Origin of the sequence: Rhodopseudomonas sp. B29 (assembly GCF_000333455.1) — a bacterium.
Classification (GTDB): domain Bacteria; phylum Pseudomonadota; class Alphaproteobacteria; order Rhizobiales; family Xanthobacteraceae; genus Rhodopseudomonas.
Genome location: NZ_BADD01000366.1, coordinates 1 through 19111, shown reverse-complemented (window position 1 = coordinate 19111; position 19111 = coordinate 1). Strand labels below are relative to the sequence as shown.

At 64.7% G+C, this 19111-nt stretch carries 20 protein-coding genes and 1 pseudogene; all 21 read right to left on the bottom strand.

Annotated elements, in window-relative coordinates; genetic code table 11:
* Nucleotides 1–102 precede the first annotated feature (102 nt).
* Complete coding sequence (locus I5M_RS13270) at nt 103–399, bottom strand: ferredoxin family protein (protein WP_022721842.1); 297 nt, start codon at nt 397–399, stop codon at nt 103–105.
* Nucleotides 400–428: 29 nt separating this feature from the next.
* Nucleotides 429–1736 carry an FAD-dependent oxidoreductase gene (locus I5M_RS13265; RefSeq protein WP_022721841.1) on the bottom strand — a complete coding sequence of 436 codons (1308 nt, stop codon included), beginning with the start codon at nt 1734–1736 and terminating at the stop codon, nt 429–431.
* Nucleotides 1737–1748: 12 nt separating this feature from the next.
* Nucleotides 1749–2855 (bottom strand): annotated as a pseudogene (locus I5M_RS29705) (electron transfer flavoprotein subunit alpha/FixB family protein).
* 26 nt (nt 2856–2881) lie between these two features.
* A complete protein-coding gene (locus I5M_RS13255; protein ID WP_022721840.1) occupies nt 2882–3727 on the bottom strand; it encodes an electron transfer flavoprotein subunit beta/FixA family protein in 846 nt (281 codons plus the stop codon).
* A gap of 447 nt (nt 3728–4174) precedes the next feature.
* Complete coding sequence (gene nifW, locus I5M_RS13250; RefSeq protein ID WP_022721839.1) at nt 4175–4528, bottom strand: nitrogenase stabilizing/protective protein NifW; 354 nt, start codon at nt 4526–4528, stop codon at nt 4175–4177.
* A 136-nt stretch (nt 4529–4664) separates the two neighbouring features.
* Nucleotides 4665–5825 (bottom strand): homocitrate synthase, encoded by a 1161-nt coding sequence (nifV, locus tag I5M_RS13245; RefSeq protein WP_031336270.1) that lies wholly within the window; start codon nt 5823–5825, stop codon nt 4665–4667.
* On the bottom strand, nt 5812–7041 hold the full coding sequence (nifS, locus tag I5M_RS13240) for a cysteine desulfurase NifS (RefSeq protein WP_022721837.1): 1230 nt from the start codon (nt 7039–7041) through the stop codon (nt 5812–5814). The genes nifV and nifS overlap by 14 nt, the downstream gene beginning before the upstream one ends.
* Nucleotides 7038–7148: a NifU family protein gene (locus tag I5M_RS33655; protein WP_244431998.1), complete on the bottom strand. Its 111-nt coding sequence runs from the start codon at nt 7146–7148 to the stop codon at nt 7038–7040. The genes nifS and I5M_RS33655 overlap by 4 nt, the downstream gene beginning before the upstream one ends.
* Entirely contained in the window at nt 7109–8032 is a 924-nt protein-coding gene (locus I5M_RS29700; protein ID WP_244431997.1) for an iron-sulfur cluster assembly scaffold protein, read from the bottom strand. Before I5M_RS29700 ends, I5M_RS33655 begins: the two co-directional genes overlap by 40 nt.
* 24 nt (nt 8033–8056) lie before the next feature.
* On the bottom strand, nt 8057–8377 hold the full coding sequence (locus I5M_RS13230) for an iron-sulfur cluster assembly accessory protein (protein ID WP_022721836.1): 321 nt from the start codon (nt 8375–8377) through the stop codon (nt 8057–8059).
* Nucleotides 8378–8811: 434 nt separating this feature from the next.
* Nucleotides 8812–9519 carry a nitrogen fixation protein NifQ gene (locus tag I5M_RS13225; RefSeq protein ID WP_022721835.1) on the bottom strand — a complete coding sequence of 236 codons (708 nt, stop codon included), beginning with the start codon at nt 9517–9519 and terminating at the stop codon, nt 8812–8814.
* A gap of 11 nt (nt 9520–9530) precedes the next feature.
* Nucleotides 9531–9842, bottom strand: a complete 312-nt coding sequence (gene fdxB / locus I5M_RS13220) for a ferredoxin III, nif-specific (RefSeq protein WP_022721834.1) — start codon at nt 9840–9842, stop codon at nt 9531–9533.
* A gap of 63 nt (nt 9843–9905) precedes the next feature.
* A complete protein-coding gene (locus tag I5M_RS13215) occupies nt 9906–10112 on the bottom strand; it encodes a CCE_0567 family metalloprotein (RefSeq protein WP_022721833.1) in 207 nt (68 codons plus the stop codon).
* Nucleotides 10113–10128: 16 nt separating this feature from the next.
* Nucleotides 10129–10590, bottom strand: coding sequence for a NifX-associated nitrogen fixation protein (locus tag I5M_RS13210; RefSeq protein ID WP_022721832.1), 462 nt, complete (start codon nt 10588–10590; stop codon nt 10129–10131).
* A gap of 1 nt (nt 10591) precedes the next feature.
* Nucleotides 10592–10990, bottom strand: a complete 399-nt coding sequence (nifX, locus tag I5M_RS13205; RefSeq protein ID WP_022721831.1) for a nitrogen fixation protein NifX — start codon at nt 10988–10990, stop codon at nt 10592–10594.
* A gap of 46 nt (nt 10991–11036) precedes the next feature.
* A complete protein-coding gene (nifN, locus tag I5M_RS13200; protein WP_031336267.1) occupies nt 11037–12410 on the bottom strand; it encodes a nitrogenase iron-molybdenum cofactor biosynthesis protein NifN in 1374 nt (457 codons plus the stop codon).
* Between the two features lie 10 nt (nt 12411–12420).
* Entirely contained in the window at nt 12421–13887 is a 1467-nt protein-coding gene (nifE, locus tag I5M_RS13195; RefSeq protein ID WP_022721829.1) for a nitrogenase iron-molybdenum cofactor biosynthesis protein NifE, read from the bottom strand.
* A gap of 41 nt (nt 13888–13928) precedes the next feature.
* Nucleotides 13929–15488 (bottom strand): nitrogenase molybdenum-iron protein subunit beta, encoded by a 1560-nt coding sequence (gene nifK / locus I5M_RS13190; RefSeq protein WP_022721828.1) that lies wholly within the window; start codon nt 15486–15488, stop codon nt 13929–13931.
* Nucleotides 15489–15562: 74 nt separating this feature from the next.
* The gene (gene nifD, locus I5M_RS13185) at nt 15563–17026 is read right to left on the bottom strand and encodes a nitrogenase molybdenum-iron protein alpha chain (protein ID WP_022721827.1); all 1464 of its coding nucleotides are present in this window, start codon (nt 17024–17026) and stop codon (nt 15563–15565) included.
* 73 nt (nt 17027–17099) lie between these two features.
* On the bottom strand, nt 17100–17993 hold the full coding sequence (gene nifH, locus I5M_RS13180) for a nitrogenase iron protein (protein ID WP_022721826.1): 894 nt from the start codon (nt 17991–17993) through the stop codon (nt 17100–17102).
* A gap of 693 nt (nt 17994–18686) precedes the next feature.
* Nucleotides 18687–19111: SIR2 family protein (locus I5M_RS13175; RefSeq protein ID WP_022721825.1), on the bottom strand; the 425-nt coding region annotated here is incomplete at its 5' end.

Below are 19111 nucleotides of genomic sequence, written 5' to 3'. Positions count from 1 at the left end.
GAGCCCCGGCCATGACGGAGAAGGACACGATGCCACGCAAGAATGGTGGAATTGACGCAAGGTGGCGAACGACGTCGGTCGAATACCTGTGCTCGCTCGCCTTCACCCGAACTTGAACAACACCCCATACCCGCCGCGCGGGTAGTTCCATTCGATGTCGCCGCCGCCCTCTGCGATCACACGGCAGGTGCCGCATTCGACGCAGCCGTCGGGGGTGACTTCGACCTGGCCGTTGGAGTTCAGCTCGTAGCAATGGGCCGGGCAGACCTTGACCAGCGCCAGCAGCTCGGGCGACGGCTTAGTGTGCGGCTTGACCTTGATGTGGGCGTTGCCGACGTCGACCAGATAGCGGTTCTGGTACAGCTTGTCCTCGACGCGAACCGTTGCTTCAACTGTCATGGTCTCGCTCCTTCACACGCTGGTTTGTATCACCGCCACGCCCGCGCGAAGCGGAAGGCGTCGCCGAACAGGCCGCCCCACGATCGCGCCGCGATGAACGACTTGATGGTGGTCTTTTCCTTCTCGATCTTCGGCGTGCCGTCGACGCGCACGAAGTTCTGCAGCGCCTTGTTGACGAGCTGCGGATAGGTCAGGAAGAAGTTCTGCGAGCGGATATGCAGCAGGTCCGGCATATCCTTGTACTTCTTCAGGTCCTTGATGACGAAGCTGTCGTCCAGCATCTTCTTGTAGAGCGACAGGTTCTCCTTGGTCATCGGATCCTTGCGCGACTTGACCTGGAAGATCGCCTCACCGGCGATGCGGCCCGAGGTCATCGCCAGGTTGGAGCCTTCGCGATGCAGCGCATTGTTGAGCTGCGCAGCATCGCCGACCACGACCCAGCCGTCGCCATAGAGCTGCGGGATCGCGTTGAAGCCGCCTTCCGGAATGAGATGGCCGGCATATTCCTTGACCTCGGAGCCTTCGATCAGCGGCGCCACCGACGGGTGCTTCTTGAAGCGCTCGAGCAGGCCGTAAGGCGTCTCGCCGGTCTTTTGGAAATCCGACACCAGGCAGCCGATGCCGATCGAGATCGACTCCTTGTTGGCGTAGACGAAGCCCATGCCAGTCATGCCGCGCGAAATGGTGCCCGCGGCCTCGATCACCACGCCTTCGTCGCCTTTGAGATTGAAGCGGGCCTCGATCGTCTCGCGCGGCAGAAAGTGCATCTCCTTCACGGCGAGCGCGACGTTTTCGGCCGACGGCCGCTCGCGCAGCTCGGCCTTGGTACCGAGTAGGCCGTTGACGCCCTCGGCCAGTACCACCACATCGGCATGAACCTCGCCGCCTTCACGATCGGTCAGCACACCGATCACCTTGCCGTAGGCGTCCTTGATCAGTTCCTTGACGGTGGTCTCGCACAGCACGATGGCGCCGGCCTTCTGCGCCTCGCCGGAGAACCACTTGTCGAACTGAGCACGAATAATCGTGTAGCGGTTCGGCTTGTCTTCGTTGAAATCGTCCGAGCGATAATGCAGGCCGGTGTGGGACTTCTCGTCCATCATCCAGAACCGCTGCTCGACGAGGTGCCGCTCGAGCGGCGCGTCCTCGCGGAAGTTCGGGACCAGCTTCTCCAGCATGTCGGCGTAGAGAATGGCGCCCTGCACGTTCTTCGAGCCGGGGTATTCACCGCGCTCGATCTGCAGCACCTTCAGTCCACGTTTGGCCATCGTGAGCGCGGCGGCGTTGCCGGCCATGCCGGCGCCGACGACGATCGCATCGAAACGTTCTTCGATCATGGCGAACTCCTGTTAGCTCGCGATACGGTCGCGGGTGTGCGGCGACAGCCGCTTGCGGAAAGCTTCGGTCAGCGCCGGCAGCAGCCGGACCGCGTCGGTCACCAGCGCCAGATGGGCGAAATCGAAGATCGGCGCGTTCTTGTCGGTGTTGATCGCGACGATCATGTCGGCGCCATCGACGCCGACGCGGTGCTGAATGGCGCCGGAGATGCCGGCGGCGATGTAGAGCTTGGGCCGGATCGTCTTGCCGGTCTGGCCGATCTGGCGGTCGGACGACACCCAGCCCTTCTGCACCAGCGGCCGCGAGCAGCCGTATTCGGCGCCGAGCACCGAGGCGAGCTGACGCACCAGCTGGAAGTTTTCCAGCGAGCCGAGCCCGAGGCCGCCGGCGACGACGATGTCGGCGTAAGCCAGGTTCGACGTCGCCTTGTCGCGATCGGGCACGAAGGCCAGCACCTTGGTGACGATGTCGGCCTCGACCATGCCGAGCTGATGTTCGACGACCCGGCCGATCGGCTTCTGCACCCGCTCCGGCATCGGCATCACGCGCGGCCGAACGGTGGCCATCTGCGGGCGGAAATTCAGCGTGTAGATCGTGCACAACAGCGAGCCGCCGAAGGTCGGGCGGGTCGCGGCCAGCGAATTGTCGCTGTCGACATCGAGCTCGGTGCAGTCCGCGGTGAGGCCGGTCAGCAGCGTCGTCGCCACCGCGCCGGCGAGATCGCGGCCGAGCGTGGTGGCGCCGAGCAGCAGGATCTCCGGCTTGTAGGTGTTGACCACGTCGGTCAGCGCCTTGGTGTAGGATTCGTTGCGATAATCGGTCAGCACGTCGTCGGCGACGACGTAGGCAAGGTCGGCGCCGTATCAGAACGACTCGGCGACCGCGGATTGCGTCGCCTCGCCCTTCGGGCCGATCACCACCGCGGCGAGTTCGACGCCGAGCTTGTCGGCGAGGCGGCGGCCGGAGCCCATCAGCTCCCACGACACCGGATGCACGTGGCCGCGTTCCTGCTCGATGAAAACCCAGACGTGCTTATAGGCCTTGAAGTGCTCGGGCAGCTCCTTCTTGGCGGAGGCGCGCCCGGCAGGGGCGGCGGCGGGCTTGGCTGGCTGGCTCATGAGGCGGCCTCTTCGTCAAATGGTGATCAGAACCCACGCGCCAAGTCGGACATTTCGGTCTCGAGCTTGGGACGCAGCTTGAAAATCTCGTCGATCAGCGCTTCGGCCGGCGGCTGCCCGGCGGCCTCGACGACCTTGGCCTTCTCCGAACGCGGCGTCGGCGCGAACACGCGCTTCACCACGGTCGGCGATCCGCGCAGGCCGCACTTCTGGATGTCCTCGATGCCGGCATCCTGCGCGCTCCACTTGACGATTTCGGCGCGCGCCGCCGTGAGGGCGTTGATCATCGAGCCGCGGCGAACCTGATTGGTGCCTTCCAGCATGGTGATCAGGCAGGGCAGCGTCGAACGCAGCACCTGCACGCCACCCTCGGAGCGACGCTCGACCTCAATGGTGCGACCGCTCAGATCGAGCGAAGACACTTTCGAGACGTAAGTGAGCTGCAGGTAGTCGAGGCGCTTGCAGATGCCGGGGCCGACCTGGGCCGTGTCGCCGTCGATGGTCTGCTTGCCGGTGAAGACGATATCGACCGCACCGAAAGTGCTACCGACCTTGCGGATCGCCGCCGCCAGCGCGTAGCTGGTCGCCAGCGTATCGGAGCCGGCGAAGAAGCGATCGGTCAGCAGCACGGCGCGGTCGGCGCCGATCGTCAGCGCCTTGCGCAACGAGTCTTCGGCCGAGGGCGGGCCCATGGTCAGCACGGTGACTTCGCCGCCGAACTTGTCGCGCAGCCGCAGCGCTTCTTCGAGGGCGAACAGATCATAGGGATTGATGATCGTCGGTACGCCCTGGCGCATGATCGTGTTGGTAACCGGATGGACGCGGATCTGCGCCGAGTCCGGGACCTGCTTGATACAGACGACGATGTGCATAGGAGGCTCCGCACGTTTTCGACAACCTCTCCTCAGCAAGCCTCATACCAGTTTCGGCACGCTGCGGATTCATGCGGTGAGACAAGGCTTTGCGAGATTTGTCGGGTGACGAAGGAAGCAGCGGCGGCGGCCGCAATCCGACAACTCCGACACTTGTCGGGAAGGCGACAGGGCGATGAAGAACTGAAACGGCCCGCCCATTGGCGGACGCCGCAAGGCATCCGAAGGCACTGAGTCCTCATCCTGAGGAGCCGCGGCGCAGCCCGCAGGGCGAAGCCGTGGCGTCTCGAAGGATGGGGCCACGAGGTACCCGTAGCCATGGTTCGAGACGGCGCTGCGCGCCTCCTCAACATGAGGCTGTGCTCGCGACAAGAACGTAGATGGCCGGCACAAGGCCGGCCATGACGGAGAAATGGGTATTAAGGTCTGTAAAAAGTACGCCGGTGCTTACTTCAGCGCGTCAAGCGGGACGAAGGCGGGTTTTGCCGGCGCCTTCGGCTTCACTGCGTCCTTCAGCACCTTGAAGACGCGCTGATCGAGCGGCGTCGAGGCGACGAAGTCCGCGTAGGCCCGCTCCAGCACCGCCTTGCACCGCGTTGTAGCTTCGGCATCGGACAGACCTCCGAGATCCTCGGCGGCGAGATACTGCCCCATCCGCCTGAGGATATGTAGCCGCGCGACGTTGACCAGCTTGGGATCGTAATCGACTCCCAGCAGTTGGAAGAACTCCTCGGCCGAGCCAGCGCGATGCAGCTGGGCGACGATGCCGGCCGGCTCGGTAACAGCTTGATTGGCGCTCATCTCGATCTCCTTACGTCATCTCGGCACAACATATCCTCCGTCATTGCGAGCGAAGCGAAGCAATCCAGCTCGGTGCACTGAGCTGGATTGCTTCGTCGCTTCGCTCCTCGCAATGACGGGGAAACTCATCAATCCCTCACGCACAATTCGGCAGCGACGGTTCGCAGACTTCACGCCAGATCGCCGCCAGCGCTTCGCTGCCGACCGGCCCTTTGTGCGTCACCGCGTGAAGGCGCACCCGCGCCAGGATGCACTGCGATTGCTCAGGGCTGGCGCGCAGGCCGAGCGTTGCCAGCGACGAGGTGATGGCCGACAGGCCGGAATGCTTGCCGATGACGATGCGGTTGGCGCGGCCGAGCAGCAGCGGGTCGAGCGACTGATAGGTGCGCTGATCCTTGAGCAGGCCGTCGACATGGATGCCCGACTCGTGGGTGAAGACGTGTTCGCCGACGATGGCCTTGTTGAGGGGAATGCTACGCGCCGCCGCTTCGGCGACGATGTCGGCGACGGTGCCGAGTTGCGACAGAACCACACCCGTGTCGCGGCCATAGAGCTGCTGCAACGCCACCGCGACTTCTTCCAGCGGCGCATTGCCGGCGCGCTCGCCGAGCCCGATCACCGTGACCGACGCATGGGTGGCGCCGGCCTGCACCGCCGCCAGCGTGTTGGCGGTGGCAAGGCCGAGATCGTCGTGGCCGTGGAATTCGAGTTCGAGATCGGTCGAGGCGCGCAGCGTCGCCAGCAGTTTGTGAGTCGAGAACGGGTCGAGCACGCTCAGCGTATCGGCGATGCGGAAGCGCCGCGCGCCGGCCGCCTTGGCGACCGCGATCACTTCGGCCAGAAACTCCGGATCGGCGCGCGACGAATCCTCGCCGCCGACCGCGACGTCGAGCAGATGATCGCGTGCATAACCGACGACGCGCTTGACGGTCTCGATCGCGTTCGAGCGCTTGCCGCCGAGTTTGGCGGCGATCTGCACGTCCGATACCGGTACCGACACATTGACCATCGGCACCCGCGCCTGCAGCGCGGCGTCGACATCTTCTATGCGCATCCGGCACCAGGCGATCGTGGTCAGCGGCAGGCCGGCCTCGACGATGCCGCGGATCGCCGCGATCTCGTCCGGACCCATCGCCGGCGTCCCGGCTTCGATCTCCGGCACCCCCGCCTGCGCCAGCGCGCGCGCGATCCCCAGCTTCTCGGCGGCCGAAAACGCGACGCCAGGCGCCTGCTCGCCGTCGCGCAGCGTCGTGTCGTTGAGCACGACCTTATTGGCAGCGAGATCAGCCATGGGCATGCCCGGGCGCTGCTTGCGCCCGCTCCTTCGGAGTGTCCTTGGGATTGAAAGGCGAAATCGCGCGGAGCTTGGCGACGACGCCCGGGACGATGTCGAGCGCGCGGTCGATATCGGCGTCGGTGTTGTCGCGCGACAGCGAGAACCGGATGCCGCCGCGCACCGCGTCGTCCGGCACCTGCATGGCCTGCAGCACATGCGAGGGCTCGAACGATCCGGTCGAACACGCCGAGCCCATCGATACGGCGATGCCGGCGCGATCGAGCAGCGTGACGATCGCTTCGCTATCGATAAAGGAAAACGCGATGTTCGACGTATTCGGCAGCCGATCGGCGCGAGCGCCGACCGCGACGCAATCGGCTACGCGCGCCAGGATCTCGCGCTCGAGACGGTCGCGCAGCCCGCGGACGCGAATGTCCTCGTCCGCCATGGCGCGACCGGCGAGCTCCGCCGCCATGCCGAGGCCGACGATGCCGGTGACGTTCTCGGTGCCGGCGCGGCGGCCCCGCTCCTGCTGGCCGCCCTTGATCTGCGGTCGGAAGCGCAGGCCGTTGCGGACATACAAAGCGCCTATGCCTTTCGGCCCGTGCAGCTTGTGGCCCGACAGCGACAACATGTCGATCGCGGTCGCCTGCAGGGCGATCGGGCATTTGCCGACCGCCTGCACGGCGTCGGTGTGAAACAGCGCGCCGACTTCCTTGGCGAGCTCGGCGAGATCAGCGATCGGATTGATGACGCCGGTTTCGTTGTTGGCCCACATCATCGACACGATGGCGACGCGGTCCGACAGCGCCTCGCGATAGGCGAGAATGTCGAGCCGGCCCTGACGATCGACCGGGATGACATGGACGCGGATGCCCTTGTTCTTCTCCAGCCAGGCACACAGCGCCAGCACCGCCGGATGCTCGACCGCAGTGGTAATGATCTCGCGCCGCCGCGGCGCGGCTTCCAGCGCCGACAGGATCGCCGAATTGATGCTCTCGGTGCCGCCCGAGGTGAAGATCAGTTCGTGCGGCTGTGCCGCGCCGATCAGTTCTGCGAGCTGGGCGCGAGCGCGCTTCACCGCCAGCGCGGCATGGCCGCCCAGCGCGTATTTCGACGACGGATTGCCGAAGTAGCTGGTGAAATACGGCAGCATCGCCTCGACGACGCGCGGATCGGTCCGCGTCGTCGCATTGGCGTCAAGATACACGAGGTCCGGCGGCGCCCCGATGCTCATGACACCGGCACCACGCGTAGCGGCCGGCCGACTTTTTCGGCGAGCTTGGCCTGGACGCCCGACAGCGTCACCGAGGATAGCTGACAGCCGACGCAATTGCCGGACAGCCGGACATAGACGATGTTGCCGTCGACGCTGACGAACTCGCAAATCGCCGCCGTCGCGCTGCAGATGCGGCCGCATCTCCTCGATCGCCTCGGTGATCAGCACTTCCCTGCGGCGGCGCATCGACCTGCGCGGCGCCGGGCACAGGTGCCGGCTTCGGCGGCGGCGACTTCGGCGCAGCGCGCAGATGCGCCGGCGCCGCCTTTGCGGCGAAGATGTTGGCGGCCGGAGCCGGCGCGCCGGTCGGCTTGAGGTCGATCGCGCGCTGCGGCGACGAGCCGGGGCGATAGGCCTTGGCGGGTTCGATCAGACCATCTTCCACCATCTCGGCATTGACGCGCGCCAGCAGCGTTTCGACCTGCTTGAAGCAGGAGCTGCAGCTCGACGCCGCCTTGGTGTAGTCGGTGACTTCGTCGAGGCTGGTGAGGCGATTGAAGCGAATGGTGCGCTCGATCAGCATCTGGCCGACGCCGAGACATTTGCACGCCGGCGCGCTGTCGGCCTCGGCCAGCGATTTGTCGCCGCGATAGTCGGCGATCGCGCGCTGCAAGGCTTCGTAGTTCATCACCGCGCAATACATCCTGTGGCGCGGCAGGCCGCCGGCGGATTCGGCGATATCGGCGGCCGTGACGGCGGCGGCTTCGTCGAGCGTCTTGCCGGTAACGATGCGGGCAGCGGCCGAAGACGTAGTAATCGCCGAGCTGCCGCCGAACGCCTGGAAGCTCGCTTCGGCGATCCGTCCCGACGGTTCGACTCGCAGCATCAGCTTGACCGCATCGCCCCAGCGGATGCTGCCGAAGCTGCCGACCGCATTGGCCTGCGGCAACGGCCCGGCATTGGCCGGCGTGGTGAAAGGCTCTTCGATTCTGTCGAGCTCACGCAGCATGGCGATTGTCCCGGTTGGAAGGCCTCAGCCGAACGACTTGCCGCAGCCACATTTGGTGCCGGCATTGGGATTGTCGAAAGTGAAGCCGGAGCCTTCCAGGCTCTCGACGAAATCGATCGTCATACCGTTCAGCAGCGGCTGGCTGTCCGGATCGACGAAGACTTTGACGCCGCCGGCTTCGACCACCGCGTCGTCGACGCGCGGCTCGGCGTCGAGACCGATCAGGTACTTGTAGCCGGCGCAGCCGCCGGCCTCGACCATCACCCGCAAGCCCGCCTCGCTCTTGCCGGCGCGCGACATCGCGGCCTTGACGGCGTTACCAGCTTGTTCGGTCAGGATGATCATGGTCGGCCTCCGTGCGTTGGGTCCGACACAGGAATTGCAACCGCCGTGCCACGCCGGGCGGCATTGCTAAGCGGCTGATGACGCTTGTGATTATTGCGCGTGCGACAAATGTCGGAGGTCCGACATGGTCGCGAAGCCGACGGTTTCCGACAATGGATCGCAGCTAGTCACCAAGCACCGTGCAGGCGTCACCCTCCCCTGGAGGGGGAGGGTCGGCACTCAGGCCGCGAAGCGGACTGGGTGACGGGGTGGGGTGAGCCGCCGGCACGGCGTTTGAGCTACAGGCCCGGAGTCATGAATTGCAGGCACGGCCTCTGCGATTAGCGCGCGGTGATGAGCCACAAGCGTGTCCCTTGTCTCTTCGCCACCCCACCCCGCTCGCTGCGCGAGCGACCCTCCCCCTCCAGGGGAGGGTGAAGAGCGGCGCTGCTTCGTCACGCCACGCTCGCCGCCCGCAGCTCCACCTCGCGCCGGCGCATTGCCATGCGGCTTTCGCCACTCTCCTCGCCGAAGCATTCGGCGAAGTCGTTGCACTGGGCGCACGACGGTGTCGAGCACATCACCATGCCGTCGTCTTCGCAGAGCTTGCGATAGAAGTAGCGCTTCCAGCGCATGTTGCGGGTGTTGCCTTCGGCCAGCGGCGCGAAGTGGCGCAGCAGCAGCCGGGACAGCTCGCCGCGATTGCGCAGACCGAGATCTTCCCACAGATGGCTCGGCTCCAGCGCGCGGCGGGCCACCAGCGCGGCGAGCCAGCGACTGATCGCGCCGCTGGTCGAGCGATGCGCCAGCAACAGGTCGCGGACCATCGCGGCTTCCTCGTCGTCTTCGGCGTCGTCGAGCGCCAGCACCGACAGCACGACGGAGACGTGCGGGAACATCATGGCGACCAGCGCGGCGAACTCGTCCGACGACAGGCCGCAGCGACTCGCGACCGGTCCCGGCTCGGTGAGCGCCACTGACAGGATCGACGCCAGCACGTGGCGATCGAACGCGCGATCGTCGTCGATGCACGCTTCGGCGGGCGTGCAGCCGGTCAGCGCCCGGTAGACCAAAGCGGGCGACGACGCGAAGCTCGAAGCCGCGACGCGCAGCGGCACCGCTGCCGTCACCGTCGCATCGATCGCTGCCGCCGCGCTGGCCATGGCGTCTCTCCTTAAAGCCCGAGTTCGCTGGCCTTGACGTGGGTCTGGCAATCCTTCGGGCAGACCCGGTTGCAGGCCGAACAGCCGATGCAATTGCCGGCCTGGTCGAGCACCATCACCTTGCGGACGAATTCCTCGTCGTCATCGTCGTTCTCGAGACTGCAGGCGACGAGTTCGCCGTCCTCGTTCACGCCCATCAGGTGCATGACGTCGCGGGAGCACACTTTGTAGCAGCGGCCGCAGCCGATGCACTTGGCGCCGTCGATCGCGGTGATGTAGGTCGGCTCCCACGCCTTGCCGTCGCGGGTGGAAAAAATCGCCATAGTTATTACTCCTGCAGCGCGGCCCCCTCGCCGCGCGAAATTCGGCTTTTGGCTTCGGCCGCGTCAGGCGGCCTTGGCTTCCAGCTCCTTCAAGGTCTTGCGCGCGGCATCGAGCGCCGCGTACGCATCCTGGGTGTCCTGCGCCACCGTCATGATGGTCTGCCAATTGATCGGCAGCTCTTCGGACAGGTCGTGCAGATTCATCTTCATCGTCGTGGCGCGCGCCGACAGTTTCTTGATCTCGGCCTTCAGCGTCTCGATGTCGGACATGCGTGTCTCGCTCGCGTTAGAGGTTGGCGACGTCGGGATATTTGCGGATCATTTCGGCGCCGGCGCCGACCAGCTTGTCGCCCTCCTCGGCCAGCTTGCCGAGATTGTCGAAGCCGAAGCGATGCGCGTCGCGCATGTGCTTGTTGATGACGATCAGCCGGCCGGCGGACAGGATCATGCGGCCGAAGCCCTCGTGGTGCATCTTCATCATCGGCGACACCATCACCTTGGTCTCGCGTTCGATCGACAGCGCCACCGCATTGTAGAACAGCTCGATCCGCCACAGCGTCTCCGGATCCGGATCGCCCATGATCGGGATCTCGCGGCGCTTGGCCTTGTCGACGATGAACGGCTCCAGCAGCTTGAGATCGGACTTGCCGTCCCAGACGCCGTGGGTGTCCTGGGCGCGGAGCTGCTTCACCAGCTCCTTGACGAACAGCGAGTCGAGCGCGGCGTCGGCAGTAATCGCTTCGGTCATGTCAGGCCTCGTCGGCAAAATCGAACGTACGCTCTTCGCCCTTCATCAGCGCCTTGCGCAGCCACGGCGGCGGCACGCCGCGCAGCACGCCCTGCAGCTTGGTGATGAGGTCGGTGATCAGCTCGGGCTGCGGCAGTTTGAGCGGATGCACCTGGGCGGCGACGACGCGGGCGGCGCCGGAGCCGCCGATCGCGGTGCAGTACATGATCGCGCAATCCCGGATCGCGTCGATCTTGGCGGCCAGCTTGTCCTCGTTGCCGTCTTCCTTCTCCTCGGCGAACTGCGCCGCCTCGACGAAGCGAAAATCGTCCGGCGTGACTTCGTAGATGGCGATGTTGCGGGCCCAGCCGAAATGCGCATCGACGCGCTTGAGGTCCTGGGTGGCGAAGGCGACTTTCATGCCTCGTCTCCGTTGCTGATCATCGGCAGTCTCCTTCGCTTGCGAACTAATGAGCCGTAATCGGCGCATCGAACCGTTCCGGGCGAGCAGCGGCATCACGCCAGCTGCTCACATCCGGCTCCTTGATGGCGGCAATGAACACATTGCCGATGCTGAAGATCAGATCGCGGGTGCCGCGATAGCCGACCGCGACCTGATGTGCGGCGCCGAGCCGATCGAACATCGGCAGCCCCATACGAAACAGCGGCACGCCGAGGCGCTCCGCCGCCTGGCGGCCGTGCGAGTGAGTCACGAGAAGATCGCAGTCCTCGCCGCGGCGTTCGAGATCTTCGAGATCGCCGATCAGCACTTCGTCGCTCGGGACCTGCTCGAGGATCGGCGAGGTCGTCGTGGTCACAGCGGCGCTGACGGTGCACCCCATGTCGGCGAGGAAACCGCTGATGTTGAGCAGCATGTCAGGCTCGGCGCCGATCGCGACCTGCTTGCCGCCGAAATAGAAATGGCCGTCGAGCATGGCGTCGACCAGCTGGCTGCGCTGGCGGCGATACTTTGCCGGCACCGGCCGACCGCTGATCTGCGCCAGCGTCGCCATCAGTTCGTCGCCGGCCGCGAGCCCGGTCAGACGGCGTAGCAGCGTGAACGGCATGCCGGCCTTGGCTTCCAGCGCAACAGCGGCCTTCCGCATCTGTTCGCCGAGCGCCAGCGTATGTGCGGCCGAGCCCATGGCCGCAACCTCGGCGACCGACACACCGCCGTGCGTGGTCGGTGTAAAGTCGTCGGGCAAATGGCCGTCGAGCGAGCCGGAGATGTCCGGCAGGAAGGTCGGCTGCAGGCCGAACGCCTCGATGATGTCGCGCAGCTCGTCGATATCGCCCGGCGTCAGATGACTGCCGGCCAACACGTTGAGCTTGACGGCATCGCGCGCCGCACCCGGCGCCGGTGCTTCGACCAGCGTCTCGACGATGCGGGTGACGGTGGCGGCAAAGCCGTCTTCTAACGCGCCCTTGAAGTCCGGCGTCGACACCGACACCAGCGCCACGTTGGCGAGCTCGGGATGCTTGCGGCGCACTTCCTTGATGAAGCCGTCGAGGTCATCGCCTTTGATCTCGGTGACGCCGGTGGTGCAGATGCCGATCACGTCGGGCTTGGTGCGGCCGACGATGTTGACGATCGCCTGCTCGACATTGTCGAAGCCGCCGAGAACAGTCGCGACTTCGCTCATCGCGGTCGTCTGCATCGGGATCGACTCGCGGAAGTGCCGCACGAACAGCACCAGGCCGAACGACGTACAGCCCTGGGAGCCGTGCAGCAGCGGCATGCAGTTGCGCAGGCCCATGAACGCCAGCGAAGCGCCGAGCGGCTGACTCATCCGCAGCGGATTGACGGTGCAGGACTTGGTCGAGGTGACGATCTTGGCCATCGTCCTCTCCTCACGCCACCCGCGCTGCGGGCATCGCCGCGGCAGCGTTTTGCGCGGCATCCGCCGCATTCGCCGCGTCGGCGCGGCTCTCCCAGGTGATCTCTTCCCACGGCGGCGCCGAGCGCACCTGATCCCAGATCGGATTCGACAGCGCCTTTTCGATTTGCCGCACCATCTCGACGATGCCGACATAGCCGCAATAGGCGTAGCTGCGTTCCTGGTTGATATCCATCCAGGGCATCCGCGCTTTGAGCGCGACGAATTGCGAGCGGCCGCCCGACAACATGATGTCGGCCTGGGCCTCTTTCAGCATCTTGTACATTTCGCGCGGGCGCAGATCGTCGATCTGGTGGACGTCGGGGCTCATCTCCTTGAGCCGCTCCTTGTCTTCCTTGGTCGACTTCTTGACGCTGGTGCCGACGATGGTCAGCCCCGCCTCCTGCAGCGCCGCCACCACCGACCACGACTTCACGCCGCCGGTGATCAGCAGCACCTTCTTGCCCGCAAGCCGCGGCGTATAGGCCTGGATCGCAGCGAACGCCTTGGCTTCCTCGCGCGCGATCAGCGCCTCGACGCGGTCCATCAGCTCGGCGTCAGCGCCGCGGGCAATCAACAGCCGGGCGATCTGGCGCAGCGACTCCGAGGTGTCGCTGATGCCGTAGAACGAGCCTTCGAAATACGGGATGCCGTAGCGCTCTTCCATCTTGCGGGCGACGTTGATCATCGCCGTCGAGCACACCATCATGGCGGCGCGGGCACGGTGCGACTGGGCAACCTCGTGATAGCGCGCGTCGCCCGACAGGCACGACAGGATGCGGATGCCGAGCTCGTCGAGCAGCGGCTTGACCTGCCAGAGTTCGCCGGCGACGTTGTATTCGCCGATGATGTTGATGTCGTAGGGGGTGGTGAATTCCGGCTCCCGGGTGCCGATCACGTAGTCCAGCATCGCCTCGCCGGCGAGCTTGTTGCCGAGATTCTTAGGGCCGACGAAGCCAGGTGAGATGATCGGGATGCAGGGCTTGCCGAATTTCTCGGCCGCCACCTTGCAGACCGCGACGATGTCGTCGCCCATCATCGCCGGCACGCAGGTCTGATACACGAACACCGCGGGCGGGTCGTACTTCTCGATGATTTCCTTGATCGACCGGAACAGCCGCTTCTCGCCGCCGAACACGACGTCGTTTTCGTTCATGTCGGTGGTGAAGCCGGTGCGATACAGCTTCGAACCCGATGACTTGACGCCGCGGTTGTCCCAGGACGAGCCTTCGCAGGCGATCGGACCGTGCACCAGGTGCGCGACGTCGACGATCGGCTGCAGGGCGATCTTGGCGCCGTCGAAGGCGCAGCCGCCGGCTGCGCCCCCCGGCTGCAGCGGTTTGCTGCAGCCCTTCTTGCGTACTTTCTCGGACTTGGCCTGATTGGCCGCACAGCCGGGCTCGTTGAAGACCTCTTGAATCTTGTCTGCGAGCCGGCTCATGCGACACTCCCGAAGTGATCAGGTTCTCCGAAGCTGCGGCATCAGCGAATGATGTCGAAGCTGAGGTCGGTCTTTCCGGCGACGTTGGTCGCCTTGTCCATCTCGTCGAAGATCTTGTCGAGGATCTTGACCAGCACGTTGAGCGAGCCCTGATAGCCCCACACCGGCGCGCGGTGGTGGTGATGGCGATCGAAGATCGGGAAGCCGATGCGGATCAGCGGCGTGCCGGTGTCGCGCTCGAGATACTTGCCGTAGGTGTTGCCGATCATGAAGTCGACCGGCTCGGTGAACAGCAGCGAGCGCAGGTGCCACAGATCCTTGCCGGCGTAGACCTTGCAGCCCTTGCCGAACGGCGAGCTATCGAGCAGCGCCTGGACCTTGGCTTCCCAGGTCTTGTTACCGTTGGTGGCCAGGATATGGGTCGGTTCGCCGCCGAGCTCGAGGATGAATTCGGCGAGGCCGTAGCACAGATCCGGATCGCCGTAGATCGCGAACTTCTTGCCGTGGATGTGGGCCGCGGAGTCGGCGATGGCGTCGACCAGCCGGCCGCGCTCCTTGGTCAGCGCCTCGGGGATCTGTTTGCCGGTGATGCGCGAAATCGCCTGCAGGAAGCGATCGGTGCCGGTGATGCCGACCGGGTGATTGAACGCCACAACTTCCTGGCCGTGATCGGCGATCGTCGCCAGCGTCTTCTCGGTGCAGAACTCCTGCATCGAGATCGTCGCCTTGGCGTGGATCGCATTGGCGGCTTCTTCGAGCGTGGTGCCGCCGTCGTACATCCGGAACTCACCGTCGGCAGGGGTGTCCCAGACGTCGCTGTTGTCACCGAAGATGGTGTAGTCGATGCCGAAGCTGTCGAAGATACGCTTGATCTCGCGCAGGTTGCCGACGGTGTAGCCGTCGAAGCCGCCGAGGAAGTTGATCGACTCGTTCGGCTGACGCTCGAGCTTCGGCGCGGTGCCCGACTTGCCGTCCCAGAAGTGCTCGACCACGCCCTTCATCACGTTGTCGTAGCCAGTGATGTGGCTGCCGACGAACGCCGGGGTGTGGGCGTAGGTGACGTCGAAATCGGTCGGGACCGAGCCCTTTTCCTTGGCGTTCTTGATGAACGCGTTGAGGTCGTCACCGATCACTTCCGCCATGCAGGTGGTCGAGACCGCGATCATCTTCGGCTTGTACAGCGAGTAGGCGTTGGCCAGGCCGTCGATCATGTTGTTGAGGCCGCCGAACACCGCGGCGTCTTCGGTCATCGACGAGGAGACGCAGGAGGTCGGCTCCTTGAAGTGGCGAGTGAAGTGGCTGCGATAGTAGGCGACGCAGCCCTGCGAGCCGTGCACGAACGGCAGCGTCTTCTCGAAGCCGACGGCCGCGAACACGGCGCCCAGCGGCTGGCAGGCCTTGGCTGGGTTGATGACGAGCGCTTCGCGGGCGAAGTTCTTGTCCTGATATTCCTTGGTCTTGGTCCAATCCGAGACGCGCGCGACCTCGGCCTCGCCAACGTAGTTCTCGAATTTCTCGCGCTTGTTATCCATCATCTCGGAATATTCGGGCTGATGGAAGAGATCGAAGTGATCGCGGATCTTCTCTGCGGTCTCGGTCATGGTGGTGTCTTTCCCAAATTTGGTTCGCGGGACTTCCGGCGGCTGGCGCCGGAAGCCCGGTGTGAAGGTTCAGCTCAGCTCCAAGGTGCCTTGGTCAGTTTCCAGACCGGGGCATTGATGGCGATGTCCATGTCGCGGGCGAAGATGCCGAACCCGTCGTAGCCGTGATACGGGCCCGAATAGTCCCAGGAATGCATCTGGCGGAACGGAACGCCCATCTTCTGGAAGATGTACTTTTCCTTGACGCCGGAGCCGACCAGGTCGGGCTGCACCTTCTCGACGAACTTCTCGAATTCGTAGCCGGTGACGTCGTCGTAGATCAGCGTGCCGTCCTTCACGTAATGCGTGGTGCGCTGATAGTCGTCGTTGTGGCCGAACTCGTAGCCGGTGCCGACCACTTCCATGCCGAGATCTTCGTAGGCGCCGATGACGTGGCGCGGACGCAGGCCGCCGACATAGAGCATCACCTTCTTGCCTTCGAGGCGCGGGCGATACTTGGCGATCACCGCCTCCATCCGCGGCTTGTACTTGGCGATGACGCGCTCGGCGCCTTCCTTGATCTTGTCGTCGAACTTCGAGGCGATCTCGCGCAAGCTCGCTTCGATCTTGGACGGGCCGAAGAAGTTGTATTCCACCCACGGAATCCCGAACTTCTCTTCCATGTGCCGCGTGATGTAGTTCATCGAGCGGTAGCAGTGCAGGATGTTCAGCTTGGCCTTCGGGGTGTTCTCGAGCTCGGCGATGGTGCCGTCGCCGGACCACTGCGCGATGACGCGCAGGCCCATTTCCTCGAGCAGGATGCGCGAGGCCCAGGCGTCGCCGCCGATGTTATAGTCGCCGATGATCGCGACGTCGTAGGGGGTCGACTGGAAGCCGGCGGTCTTCTCGGCGGCCTTGTCGAACACCCAGTCACGGATCACGTCGTTGGCGATGTGGTGGCCGAGCGACTGCGACACGCCGCGGAAGCCTTCGCAACGCACCGGGATGATCGGCTTGCCGTCGTACTGCTTCGACTTGGCCTTGGACACCGCCTCGATGTCGTCGCCGATCAGACCGATCGGGCATTCCGACTGCACCGAGATGCCCTTGGAGAGCGGGAACAGCTCCTGGATCTCGTCGATGATCTTGCCGAGCTTCTTGTCGCCGCCGAAGACGATGTCCTTCTCCTGGAAATCGGAGGTGAACTGCATCGTGCCGAACGAATCGATGCCGGTGACGCCCTTGTAGTAGTTGCGGCGCGAGCCCCAGCTGTACTGACCGCAGCCGACCGGGCCGTGGGAGATGTGGACCATGTCCTTGATCGGGCCCCACACCACGCCCTTCGAACCGGCGTAGGCGCAGCCACGGATGGTCATCACACCCGGGATCGACTTGATGTTAGACTTGACCGAGCACTCGGCCTTCTCGGCCTCGTAAGTGTTGAGATGCTTGGCGCGACGCTTGGCCGACTTGTCCGGATAGGCCTCCAGGACTTCGGCGATCAGCGCCTTGTTACGTTCCTTGATGTCCGCGGGGGATTCTGCGACTGCGGTGCTCATCGATGTTCCTCGTGTCTGTCGGGGCCGCCGGTGGGGTGGCCGGCCGCGCGTGGCGACCGGCCGGGCGATGCGATCAGGCCGTCGCGGCAGCCTTGGCGGCTTCCTTGGCGGCGAGCTCGGCGAGCTGCTGCTCCTCGGTCTTCATGATGCCGAAGTCGAGCAGCATTTCTTCCAGCTCTTCCATGGTGATCGGGGTCGGGATGGTGCCGTTGCCGCAGTTGGCGTGCACCTTGTTGGCCAGCTCGCGATATTCCTTGGCCTGCTGGCTGTCGGGCGCGTACTGGATCACGGTCTGACGGCGCAGCTCGGCGTGCTGCACGATATTGTCGCGCGGCACGAAGTGGATCAGCTTGGAGTTCAGCTTCTTGGCGAGAGCCTCGGCGAGGTCGAGCTCGCGGTCGGTCTGGCGCTCGTTGCAGATCAGGCCGCCGAGGCGGACGCCGCCCGATGAGGCGTACTTCAGAATGCCCTTGGAGATGTTGTTGGCGGCGTACAGCGCCATCATCTCACCCGACATGACGATGTAGATTTCCTGGGCCTTGTTCTCGCGGATCGGCATCGCGAAGCCGCCGCAGACCACGTCGCCGAGCACGTCGTAGGAGACGTAGTCGACGTCCTCATAGGCGCCGTTCTCTTCGAGGAAGTTGATCGCGGTGATGACGCCGCGGCCGGCGCAGCCGACGCCCGGCTCCGGGCCACCGGCTTCGGTGCACTTGATGCCCTTGTAGCCGATCTTCATCACGTCTTCGAGTTCGAGGTCTTCGACCGAGCCGGCTTCAGCGGCGAGGCTGAGCACGGTGTCCTGCATCTTGGTGTTGAGGATCAGGCGGGTGGAGTCCGCCTTGGGGTCGCAGCCGACGATCAGGATCTTCTGACCCATCTCGACCAGCGCCGCGAGGGTGTTCTGCGAGGTGGTGGACTTGCCGATGCCGCCCTTGCCGTAGAATGCGATTTGCCGAAGTGCCATGTTCTCTCTCCGTTGACCTAGCCGCTTGATCGATGTGCGCGAACTGCGCAGCGTCATTCCGTTTCAAAACCGTCGCACGGCTTGGATGCGGACGTTGCTTCGCGTGATGCTCAGTCAACGATGCCTCGCCTTGCTGATCCCTGTTTTGCAACGACCGTGCCAAGCCTCGCGCAAGCGAAAAAGGCGAGCCTTTTCGTACGGATAGCGGGAACGACCGCACGAACTACGCAGATGTTTAGAATCCGACATCGCCCCCGCGCGGACGACATCAAGGGTGGTGGCTGTTAGAAACGAAACAAACTGATACCGGCTAGGGCGAGCTACACGAGAGCTCGTCGCAATTGGCCACGTCATCTCTCCGTCATTGCGAGGAGGCGAAGCCGACGAAGCAATCCAGCCCAGTGCACGGAGCTGGATTGCTTCGCTTCGCTCGCAATGACGAGAAAAACATTGAAGCACGCGCGGCCTAACCTCTCCCCGCGCGCGGGGAGAGGTCGGATCGCATCGTCAGATGCGATCCGGGTGAGGGGGCGCCTCCACGAGGCTCAGCGCTTGTGAGATGTTTAAGAGAACGAGGGTGACAGTCGGCGCTCGGCCGTGGGGAGACGCCCCCTCATCCCACCCTTCTCCCCGCGCGCGGGGAGAAGGAGCACGCCGTGCGGGCGGCGATGTATCGAGACCAGACGGGCGAAACTACGCCGTCAGCGCGTGGCCCTGCAGCGCCTCGGCCAATTCGGCGACGAACTTCGGCAGCGGCAGCTCCAGCCGGGTGATGTTCTGTTCGTCGAGGAAGCGCTGCTCGTTCTTGGTCGGTGTCTCGGGCAGCACCGCCCAATGGCGGTCCGAGGAGCGCTTCATGATCTGGCGCGGATAGACCCGGTCGAGCTGGCTGTCGAAACGACAGCCAAGGAACAGGAGGTGGCGGTCGGTGCGGATCTGTTGCACCGGCTGCGGGATCGGAGTCTGGATGTCGATCTCGGTCAGGACTTCGACAAAGTCGCTGTCCGACACGATGAAATTGGCCGCCGGCGCCACCGAGCCGAGCGGCTGATACAGCAGCGTCGACCACGAAGCGGCTTCATCCGGCACCGGCGAATACAGCGGCATGTCCTGCGGCT